The following is a 10,617-nucleotide window of genomic DNA, read 5'->3' as shown; positions in this document are numbered from 1 at the left end:
GATCGCCTTCACCCGTGTCTTCCAGCCACCAACAACAGCTCCGGATTCACTCATTTCGGGTACTCCGTTGGTTATGACCGAAATATCAGTGCTGGTGCCGCCAACATCGATAACTGCACAGGTATCATTCCCTGTCAAAAATGAAGCACCCACAAGACTACCCGCAGGGCCTGAAAAGATGGACTCGATCGGTTTTTCAAGCGCACTTCTGATACCAATTACCGAGCCATCGCATTTGAGCATGAAGACATTTGCATCAATTCCCTTTGAAGAGATATACTCCTCAACAGTGGTCATGAACTTCTCAGTGACAGGGATCAGCTGAGCGTTCAGGAATGCGGTCACTGCCCTCTCGAAAGCACCAAGTTCCTGTGAAAGCTCATGAGCACATACAATAGGAAGACCTGTGGATTCTTTTATGATCTCCTTGACCCTCAGTTCATGTTCATGGTTCCTTATACTGAAATATGAGGATACTGCAAATGCGGCCACCCTATCCTTGACCCTTTCCGCAAATTCCCGCACAGCATCTTCATCAAGAGGTGCAGTGGGAATACCATTGTAATTATGACCGCCCTCTACCTGCGCATAGTGTTCAGTTGGAAGGTCCTGGTTCAGTTCATAATTACCCACAAGTATCAAACCAACCGGGAAGCCCGTACCTTCCAGAATACTGTTCGTTGATAAAGTAGTGGAAACAGAAACCACTTTTATATCGTTTAGGTATTGTTCATCGATCCCATCAATTGCGTTCCTGATACCTCCAAGAGGATCAGGGTATGTCGTAAGCGCTTTGTTCGAAGAGATTATGACTTCATCAGAGTCCCTAAGAAGGACTGCATCTGTATAAGTACCGCCTGCATCGATACCGAGACTGTATTTCATTCAAAATGACTCCTTTATGTTATAAATGAAAGTTTTTGTTCACTTCGGCTAATATAACCAAAACTATTGATAAAGAAAAAATAACAGTACTTAAGTGTATCGTATTTGCATATCACTGTTAACTTTGAAAACCCGAATCATAAGACGTTAAAAAGAGATAATCTGTTTCTATATATAGCCCTTATGCCATTTTTTAACTCTTATATTAAGCCTTCAAGGATCAAGATTGTCTTGAACATATTTTCATAAATATATTGAGTATGTTTTCGATTTATATAAATACATGGGATTACATAGAGGAATTTGACGATAAATCGATAAGTGGGATAATCGAGTGGAAAATATGAAAAATGAGGACTTTTCGTGGAAAAATCACGAGTTAAAGGAATATGATAACTTCGGGAATATAGTAACAATTCCTGCGTTCGAGGCCACAGAAATACCTGAGAAGGGTCTACCCATACATAAGGAACAGCCGATGGAAGATACGATGATAAATGATTTCAAAGAGCGTATTAGCATGATGCTATCCGATCGTCGCTGTAAAAAAGAGTGACGAACATCAATCGCCACACTTTTTCTGATGATATATACCATATGCCATCAACGGAAGTAACAACAGTGCAAAGCCGGTCTTCACTTCTTCGGGCATTACATCGCTCGCGCTTCCGACTATCGATAGAGCATCAACTTCCAGATATGAATAGACCATATCAAGAAGCAGACCTCCCGCAACTGCACAAACTGCAATTGAAGCCAGATAAACACCTGTCGACCTCCTGCCCAGATACTTCAGGACCATTGTAATAGTAGCTGCATTCGTTGCAGGCCCTGCAAGCAGGAAAACGAACGCTGCCCCGGGACTCATGCCCTTTGCAATAAGAACCGCTGCAAGAGGCGTCGAAGCGGTCGCACAGATGTAAAGGGGAATACCTACAACAAGTGCAAGGAGCATCGAGACCAGACCCCCTCCAAGATGGGAACCAACGAGATCTTCAGGCACCAGATATGTGATGATACCTGCAAGAACAATACCAATGATAAGCCAGTAGCTTATATCCCCAAGCAGTTCCACGTATGCATACCTGATACCGGAGACGACCCTTCCGGAAAAAGTATCAGTATTTTCAGTTCCCGTAGACCCACAGGAGTTGCAACTGCATGAGGAGGAAAGAGATGAGGAAGGCATCGGCAATGAAGCCATTTCCAATATACTGGTTGTCGGTCTTTTTTCAACATCTTTGCCTGAAACATCCCGAGGAGAGCGTAGAAGGTCTTCGGCGATCCCTGCCACCAATGCAGTAATGAAAGTCGCGATCGGCCGGAAGATTGTCATAATGGGATCAAGAAGGGCGTATGTGATGGCTATTGAATCCACACCTGTCTGAGGAGTGGATATCAAAAAAGACAGGGTTGCCCCATTTGTTGCACCTCTTTTTTTCAAGGACAGTGCTGCAGGGACCACCCCACAGGAACATAAAGGCAGAGGCACACCGATCAGTGAAGCATTCAGTACTGAACGGAACTTCCCGGCGGAATGGCCCAGATATTGCATTATCTTTTCATCCGGTACAAAGACATGCAAGATCCCTGCAACTCCGAATCCCAGTAAAAGATAAGGTGCTGCTTCTGCAAGGACGTTCCAGGAACTCAAGCCGATACCAATGAGAATCTCCAGAATGGTTTCCAGGTAGGTCATTGAACACACCCCACAACGTGACTGCGGGATAGCTCGAGCAGTGCTCTTACGTGCTCATCAGCAACTGAATAAACTGCAAAACGCCCGTCTTTCCTGACCCTGACAAGGTCAAGCTGGCGAAGGGTGCGAAGATTGTGAGAGATGGCAGATTGTGTCATCCCCAGGGCATGTTCCAGTTCACATACACACATGTCCTTCTCAAGGAGAAGGTACAGTGTTGTTAATCGAGGTTTCGATCGTAAAGCATGGAATATATTGGATATCCTCAGTATCGCATCCTCATCTGGAAGATGGGAGACTATCGCATCAATGGCATCTTTATCAACACGCTCACAGGAAGCATCGTCTTGCATGAACATATGAACATATGCTCATACATATAATACTAATGCTGTCACACCCAGAACGAACGAAAAGACCAGAACATCACGTGTGGTCATTTTCAGCTCGAACAAAGAGGTACGAAAATTTCCCTGATAGCACCTGCTTTCCATTGCCATCGCCACATCATCGGCCATTCTCATAGAACCTTTCAATACCGGTATTGCAAGCGAAAGGGTCCCAGAGATGGGATCACGCCTGTACTTTGAACCACGCGACAACTGAGAATCCTTTACCTGCCCTGCATACCACAACAGATGAGGCATAAAATAAAGGGCTAGAGACATCATGGTCGCTATCTCGAAAGAGGTCACACCCACCCGCCTCAAAGGAAGCGGACGAAGTATTCTTTCGATCCCGGTAGTTATCACCGCCGGTCTTGTGGTAGAGGTCAGCAAAGAGCCATAGAGAATTAAGAGGACGAACCTTACGGTGACCAACGAACCTTTCAAGAGCCCCTCATAGGTTGGTGAGAATTGAGAATCGAACAAAGCCACACCTTCGGTAAAGAAGAAATGCATCAGGAAAATAAAGACAAAGATAGGAAACAACGGACGGACCGACCTTATGCCCGATAACCCGGAACCTGCGATGATCGTAAGCCCTACAAAAAGCAATGTAAATACAAGGAGATCAACAAGGGCAGATGATCTGAATATGAGAATACTTAGACACATTACCGAAAATATCTTGACACGAGGATCAAGTCCGTGAAGGATCGACTTGCCTGCAACATAGGAGAATAAGAAACCTTCCACCTGATCAGCCCCTTTTTTCCGACAATGCTCCAACGATCTCATTGAAAGCATCTTCCACGGAAAAGACCGTTTTCCTTACAGCCAGACCGGAAGAGCTCAATCCCCTCATGAGTACGGTAATCTCCGGAGCCGGGAGGGACAGTGAGCTTAGATATTCTTCAGGAGCACCCTCAAAGACCATCTTACCTTCATTCAGATATACGATCTTATCAGCCACACCAAGAACATCTTCAAGATGATGGGAGACCAGCACAATACCCACACCATTTTGTCTGAGCAGCTCAAGTGTTCTGAACAGGCGTTCCTTGTAGAATGTACTCAGCCCTGATGTGGGTTCATCAAGGACCAGGTAGTCAGGTGATGATGAAAGAACACCGGCAAGGGCCACAAGTCTCATTTCTCCCCCGCTCAGACTAAAAGGGGAACTTCCAAGAATATCGGAACTAATACCTACTTTTTCAATTGCGTCATGTACACAATATTCCAATTCATCCCCTTTCATACCAAAATTCGAGGGACCGTAAGCAATATCCTCAAAAACGGTCTTGCAGAACAATTGTTTTGAAGGCTGTTGGAACAGGACACCGACCTTTCTGCATACCTCTTTTTTTGAAGATACAAGCCCGTCCACGGTCACATTTCCGGTTACTGGAACCAACAGCCCATTGAGATGCTTGATGAGAGTTGTCTTGCCACAACCAACGTTACCAATGATACCGACAAACTCACCTTTACCCACTGAAAAGGTCACATCCTTCAATATCGTGAGCCTTTTTTTTCCTTTCCCATATGAGAAATGCAGCCCATTCACCTCGATGGACATATTTCCTCCTTCAAGGATAAAGCATCCATAGGGAACACGTCAGGGGAGATCATGCCTGCGTCCTGTAATCTGAAGGCAAGTTCCAGATGCGGAGGAACTTTTCTACCTGATGCATATATCTCACGAAATACATCCCGAGGTGTGCCGTCACTTGTAATCGAACCATTTTCAAGTACGATGACCCTATCAGCAAACAAAGCTTCTTCCATATGATGCGTCACATAGACCACGGTATGCCCCCTTTTGTTGAGCTGCCGTACAATGTCAATGATCTGAGAACGTGAAACCGAATCCAGCATGGAAGTCACTTCATCGAATATCAGTATCTCAGGGACCATCGCCAGAACACCGGCAATCGCTGTTTTCTGTAATTGTCCCCCACTTAAGGACATGAGAAGAGAGTCTTCAAGACATTCCAACCCTACATTTGCAATGGCATTTGTAACACGCAGCCTTATCTCATCGCTCTCCAGTGCAAGGTTCTCAGGGCCGAATGCAACATCCTCTTCAACTGTTGCACCCACTGCCTGAGAGTGAGGGTCCTGAAAGACCATACCGACCGTTTGCCGTATTTTCCAGATATCTGTGGAGGATGCAGGATCCATCCCGCATACAGAAACGACTCCCTGAGAAGGCTTCAAAAGCCCGTTAATGTGACGTATGAGAGTGGATTTACCACTGCCGTTGTCCCCAAGAATAGTTATGAAAGAGCCTTTTTCTATCCGAATATCGATATTATCAAGCACATTATGACCATTCGGATAGCTGTAACTTACATCCTTTAGCTCTATCATTAGAGTACCTTTTCAGATCATATTTTGTATTTTGTCGCAATGCCCGTTGCAACTGCGATCTTTACAATGCCGGGCAGAATGAATGGGAGGAAACCCACAGTTACCGCCTGCATGAATGACATATCTGCAACTATCATCAGATGAGCCAGACCGAAACAGAAGATGACAACGGAACCGATCGTTACAAAAAGACCATTCTTCAATAAATTATTGCTGCCGTTCATCTCAAAGAGATAACCAATGACGAATGCCGCTGCGATGAAACCTATGAGGTATCCCCCAGTGGGACCAAGGATGACACCGAGACCGGATCCGCCGTTGGAGAATACGGGCAAGCCGGCAAGACCGAGAAGAACATAAACTACCATACTGATCCCACCCCATTTACTGCCAAGCATTGCGCCTGCCATCAGAACGAATACCATCTGAAGAGTGAACGGGATAGGACCAAGAGGGACAGTGATGTAGGCACCGATAGAGGTCAGTGCTGCAAATAACGAGGCATATACCATTTTTCTGATATCCGTATTTGAATTTGCCATATCCGGGCCTTTATGTTCATTGTTGTTAACCATGTTTCGGTGAGTGGTTAACATTTGATAAATAGCTTACGATGATCCCAAACTTTCAGTAAGACAGATATTTAGTGAAAAGCAGTGAAAAAAAGATAGAATGTGCCGGAAAGACCGGCACGGATCTTAAGGGTTTGAAATAGACTCAGTATGTAGCGTCCATATCAAGGTCAGGCATGTCAGGCAGACCGCCAGGACCCATACCCTGGTTTGCGCTGCCAGTTGAAGCTACGACATCATCGATCCTGAGGATCATGACAGTTGCTTCCATTGCAGCGTTTATAGCCTGGGTCTTTATTCGGAGTGGCTCGATCACATCGTTCTCCCACATGTCGATTACCTCGCCGGTGTAAACATTAAGACCTGCGTTCTTGTTACCCTTCTCATGCTGGGAACGTAGTTCCACCATCATGTCAATTGGGTCAAGACCTGCATTCTCTGCGAGTGTCTCAGGGATCACTTCAAGAGCTTCTGCGAACTTGCTGACAGCAAGCTGCTCCCTTCCCTTGAGAGTGGATGCATATTCACGGAGTCTGAGTGAAAGTTCGATCTCAGATGAACCTCCGCCGACCACGATCTTGCCATCTTCGATTACAACACCGACAACATGCAGAGCATCGTTCAATGCGCGCTCAAGTGAATCGACAACGTGTTCGGTACCGCCGTGGAGAAGTGCTGTAACAGCCTTTGAGTTCTGGCAACCTGTAACATAGGTCATCTTGCCGCCCCTTACTTCTTTCTCCTCTACCAGACCTGCTGTGCCTACATCTGCAGTAGTGATCTGATCAAGGTCCTGGATAATTGTTCCACCGGTTACCTTGCTGAGTCTCTTAAGATCGCTCTTCTTTACCCTTCTAACAGCATAGATACCTGCTTTCTCGATGTAGTACTGTGCCATATCATCGATACCTTTCTGGCAGAATACCACATTTGCGCCGCTTGCGATGACCTTCTCAGCCATCTCCTTCATCATTTTCTCTTCCTGGTCCAGGAACAACTGCATCTGGCCCGGGGAGGTGATCTTGATCTCAGAGTCCATCTCGGTCTTTCTGAACTCGACAGGGCAGCTTAACAGAAGGATCTTTGCGTTCTCTACCTTCTCAGGCATATTTGGGTGTGAGCGTTCCTTGTCAATTACAAGACCATCTACAAGCTCGGAATCAGCAATGCTTCCGCCTGCGCGCTTCTCGATCTTGATGTTCTCAAGGACATTGACCTTAAAGCCATCTTCTTCCTCTTCGACTATTGAACGAACTGCTTTGACCGCAAGAGCTGAGAGCGTCTCTTTGTATGACTCAGCGCCCTTTCCGGTGATAGCTGTTCCAGCGATCTTTATCAGAGCCGCTTCGTCGTCCGGGGAAATAGCAATAGTGATAGTTTCCAGGATCTCACGGCATTTCTCTGCAGCATGTCTGTAACCTTCGGATATGATGGTTGGGTGGACTCCCTTCATGATAAGTTCTTCTGCCTTTGAAAGCAATTCTCCAGAAAGAACTGCTGCAGTAGTTGTTCCGTCCCCGACCTCAGCATCCTGTGTCTTGGATACTTCCACGATCATCTTAGCTGCAGGGTGCTGGATATCCATTTCCTTCAATATGGTAGCACCATCGTTTGTGATAACAATGTCTCCCATGGAGTCCACAAGCATCTTGTCCATTCCCTTTGGACCAAGTGTTGTGCGGACTGCACTTGCAACTGCCTTTCCTGCAAGGATATTGTTACTTTGTGCATCCCTGCCCTGAATTCTCAGATTTGGTGTGATATTTAGACCTCCTTAATAGCATTGATAAAAGAAAATCAATTATTTGAATATAATTTGAGATATTACACATTATGTGCTCAATCTGTTCGTTCTAAATGAATGAACTTCTATATAAGTATAACCAGTATTAGAATGTAGAAAAGTATGCGATAAACTGAAAAACAAGTGAAGCGACCCAAACCCACATTACACTGTGATGTTGATGATCACAATCCACCATTACATGTGCTTTACCGGAAATACAATAATAACAATGACAAAAAACAGATCCTGCATAAACAAACTGACAGTTATGAAGATCAGCACGTTTATGAATTGTAACTTACAAGCTTCATGATCAAATTGATATAAAACAAGACCCCGCTTGAAGTTAATTAAAACACTCCAAGCAGAGTGAAAGTCTTTAACTTCCAAATAGATCTGGTACGTCCCGACCGAGAATCGAACTCGGGTCTAAGGCTCCGCAAGCCCCAAGGATATCCTCTACCCTACCGAGACAAGTTAGACAGACCTCCTAATAACTTCCTGCAATATAAACATTACTCACATAAGCAACTTCATAAAGCATCTCCATTGCCTGTCTCCCATTAACAAAAGTTAAATGCTTCAAGGATGATTGGTAAAGCATGTCAATGACCATAGGCCTTGCAGGAAAACCAAATGCAGGTAAATCAACTTTTTTCAAAGCTGCTACCCTTGCAGATGTCGAGATAGCGAATTATCCGTTCACCACGATCAATGCGAACAAAGGAGTAACTTACGTAAGGGCAGTCTGCCCATGCACAGAAAGGGACAAACGCTGTGGCAACTGTCAGGACGGAATAAGGTATGTACCTATTGAGATCATAGACGTCGCAGGACTTGTACCCGATGCACACATGGGACGCGGCCTTGGCAATACGTTCCTTGACGAGCTTAGACAGGCACAGGCCATAATACACGTAATAGACGCATCCGGTGGCACAGATATCGAAGGAAACCCTGTGGATATCGGAGAGCACGATCCACTGGAGGACGTTAACTTCCTGAACCGCGAGATAGCAATGTGGATGACAGGCATCCTGAAAAAGAACTGGGACAAGCTTTCACGAAAGATAAGGGCCGAAGGCATGAAGATGGAACAGGCCGTTTCAGACCAGCTTTTGGGTGCAGGTGTCAATGAATCCCAAGCACGCCAGGCCCTGCTTGCTTGCAAAATGCCTGAAGAATGCACCCAGTGGACAGATGAAGATATGGCAAAGCTTTGTGAGACCATCCGTGCCATCACCAAACCTACGATGATAGCGGCCAACAAGATAGATGTCGCGCCTGAAGAGAACGTAAAAGCTCTCGAAGAACTTGATATCATGGTAGTACCCACCAGTGCTGCAGCAGAACTTGCATTGAGATCAGCTGCAAAGAACGGTATAATAAGTTATAACCCAGGAGACATGGATTTCGAGATAATCTCCGACAAGGTCAACGAAGCACAGAAAAAAGGACTTCAAAGCCTGAAAGAGATCATAAACACCCTTGGAACCGGTGGAGCCGGCATACAGGAGTGTATCAACAGAGCGGTTTTTGATCTTCTTGAACTGATAGTGGTATATCCGGTGGAAGATGAAGGAAAATGGGCAGATAAGAACGACAGAATGCTCCCTGATGCTTTCCTCATGAAGAAAGGTTCTACCCCACACGACCTGGCATACCGTGTCCACACTGATATCGGAAACCGGTTCCTCTATGCAGTTGACGGAAAAACAAAGATGAGACTCGGAGAAAAGTATGAGCTGAAAAACGGTGATGTTGTAAAGATAGTCTCAACTGCAAAATAAGTACAAGCTCCATTCAATAATAAGGACAAAGCTGGCGTTACATGATAAGGGCACTCTACGAACGATACTTGTTGAACCAGATCAACGGGATGCAAGGGCAAATACCAGAACATATCACAATGATACTTTCAGAATCCGATCTGCTTGATGATAGCGGAAAAGAGAAACTGGGTGCATTCCTGAAATGGTGTTTTGCCCTTGAGATCAAAATAATAAGTATTTACGTGGATGTCCTTGATGTTAAAGAAGAAGCAAAAACGAAGATAGTATCGCTGCTTTTGGATGAATTGAAAGAGATAATGGCTCCTTTGCCCGAAAATGTTGGATTCGACATATACAATGAAAAAGGAGAGCTTATCGAAAATAAAGTGGGTGACACCCACCGGGTACATTTCTCAGTCGGCTTTGGCGGAAAGAACGAGATAACAAAGGCGATCACCTCCATCCTTCATGATGTGAAAGATGAAAGATTGAGACCTGCGGACATCGATGAAAATACCATCGAATCCCATTTGACAGTACGCGAAGAGCCCGATATCATAATTCGTGCAGGCGGAAAGCATCTTTCGAATTTCCTCCTCTGGCAATCCGCTTATTCTGAACTCTATTTTACCGATGTGAACTGGCACGGCCTCAGAAGAATGGACATACTTAGGATCATAAGGGATTACCAAAAAAGACAGCGCCGCTTTGGCAAATGATCAAGTTCTCCTTTCCATAACGATCGCATTATCGTCAGGATAATAGTCAGGAATGGTCGCTACCGCCTCGAACCCGTTGGCAAGATAGAAATCCTGTGCAGTTTTGTTCTTCTCCCTCACTTCCAGCCGTACAAGAGGAAAAGAGTTCGCCTTTGCAAGCAGCATGCAGCTATCTAAAAGACAAGACCCGATATTTCTCCGCCTGTACTCCGGATGTATCGCAATACTTGCCAGATGAGCATCATCCGCTATTACGACAAGGATCGCATACCCGCAGATTGAACCGTCTTCCTCGAACACAATAAAACCGGGATGATGAACATAAGACCTGAATGTACGCATGTCCCAGGGCTCAGCAAAGGACAGGTCCTCCATATCTACGATTGCCGGCAGATCCGACCTTGTGGCGGTTCTTATCATATAATGCC

12 protein-coding genes and 1 tRNA gene are annotated in these 10,617 nt (G+C 45.3%); 3 read left to right on the top strand and 10 right to left on the bottom strand.

Annotated features, from left to right (window positions below; translation table 11 throughout):
* Positions 1–885 (bottom strand): hydantoinase/oxoprolinase N-terminal domain-containing protein (locus PBV53_RS08370; protein ID WP_270096732.1); only part of this gene is annotated, 885 nt, incomplete at its 3' end.
* Positions 886–1,228: 343 nt separating this feature from the next.
* Here PBV53_RS08370 and PBV53_RS08365 point away from each other — a divergent pair.
* Positions 1,229–1,441 (top strand): hypothetical protein, encoded by a 213-nt coding sequence (locus tag PBV53_RS08365; protein ID WP_270096731.1) that lies wholly within the window; start codon positions 1,229–1,231, stop codon positions 1,439–1,441.
* 6 nt (positions 1,442–1,447) lie between these two features.
* Here the strand turns inward: PBV53_RS08365 and PBV53_RS08360 are convergent, their stop codons facing one another.
* The 8 genes from PBV53_RS08360 to PBV53_RS08325 form a co-directional block, all read right to left on the bottom strand.
* A complete protein-coding gene (locus tag PBV53_RS08360) occupies positions 1,448–2,584 on the bottom strand; it encodes an SO_0444 family Cu/Zn efflux transporter (RefSeq protein ID WP_270096730.1) in 1,137 nt (378 codons plus the stop codon).
* On the bottom strand, positions 2,581–2,937 hold the full coding sequence (locus PBV53_RS08355; protein ID WP_309739439.1) for an ArsR/SmtB family transcription factor: 357 nt from the start codon (positions 2,935–2,937) through the stop codon (positions 2,581–2,583). Before PBV53_RS08355 ends, PBV53_RS08360 begins: the two co-directional genes overlap by 4 nt.
* Positions 2,938–2,955: 18 nt before the next feature.
* Positions 2,956–3,723 carry an energy-coupling factor transporter transmembrane component T family protein gene (locus PBV53_RS08350; RefSeq protein ID WP_270096728.1) on the bottom strand — a complete coding sequence of 256 codons (768 nt, stop codon included), beginning with the start codon at positions 3,721–3,723 and terminating at the stop codon, positions 2,956–2,958.
* A 4-nt stretch (positions 3,724–3,727) separates the two neighbouring features.
* Positions 3,728–4,546, bottom strand: a complete 819-nt coding sequence (locus tag PBV53_RS08345; RefSeq protein ID WP_270096727.1) for an ATP-binding cassette domain-containing protein — start codon at positions 4,544–4,546, stop codon at positions 3,728–3,730.
* Positions 4,531–5,340, bottom strand: a complete 810-nt coding sequence (locus tag PBV53_RS08340) for an ATP-binding cassette domain-containing protein (RefSeq protein ID WP_270096726.1) — start codon at positions 5,338–5,340, stop codon at positions 4,531–4,533. Before PBV53_RS08340 ends, PBV53_RS08345 begins: the two co-directional genes overlap by 16 nt.
* 17 nt (positions 5,341–5,357) lie before the next feature.
* On the bottom strand, positions 5,358–5,915 hold the full coding sequence (locus PBV53_RS08335) for a biotin transporter BioY (protein ID WP_270096725.1): 558 nt from the start codon (positions 5,913–5,915) through the stop codon (positions 5,358–5,360).
* 142 nt (positions 5,916–6,057) lie between these two features.
* Positions 6,058–7,674 (bottom strand): thermosome subunit alpha, encoded by a 1,617-nt coding sequence (gene thsA / locus PBV53_RS08330; protein WP_270096735.1) that lies wholly within the window; start codon positions 7,672–7,674, stop codon positions 6,058–6,060.
* Positions 7,675–8,100: 426 nt separating this feature from the next.
* Positions 8,101–8,172 (bottom strand) — tRNA-Arg (locus PBV53_RS08325).
* A 128-nt stretch (positions 8,173–8,300) separates the two neighbouring features.
* Between PBV53_RS08325 and PBV53_RS08320 the strand changes: the two genes are divergently transcribed.
* Together PBV53_RS08320 and PBV53_RS08315 are read left to right on the top strand one after the other, a co-directional pair.
* A complete protein-coding gene (locus PBV53_RS08320) occupies positions 8,301–9,488 on the top strand; it encodes a redox-regulated ATPase YchF (RefSeq protein ID WP_270096724.1) in 1,188 nt (395 codons plus the stop codon).
* 41 nt (positions 9,489–9,529) lie between these two features.
* Positions 9,530–10,189, top strand: a complete 660-nt coding sequence (locus PBV53_RS08315) for an undecaprenyl diphosphate synthase family protein (protein ID WP_270096723.1) — start codon at positions 9,530–9,532, stop codon at positions 10,187–10,189.
* On the opposite strand, the gene rimI is transcribed toward PBV53_RS08315, so the two are convergent.
* Positions 10,190–10,609 (bottom strand): ribosomal protein S18-alanine N-acetyltransferase, encoded by a 420-nt coding sequence (gene rimI / locus PBV53_RS08310; RefSeq protein WP_270096722.1) that lies wholly within the window; start codon positions 10,607–10,609, stop codon positions 10,190–10,192.
* Between the last annotated feature and the right edge of the window lie 8 nt (positions 10,610–10,617).

Origin of the sequence: Methanococcoides alaskense, from assembly GCF_027594145.1 — an archaeon.
Classification (GTDB): domain Archaea; phylum Halobacteriota; class Methanosarcinia; order Methanosarcinales; family Methanosarcinaceae; genus Methanococcoides; species Methanococcoides alaskense.
Note: the sequence above shows the minus strand (reverse complement) of the source record. Positions and strands in the feature narration are given on the sequence as shown.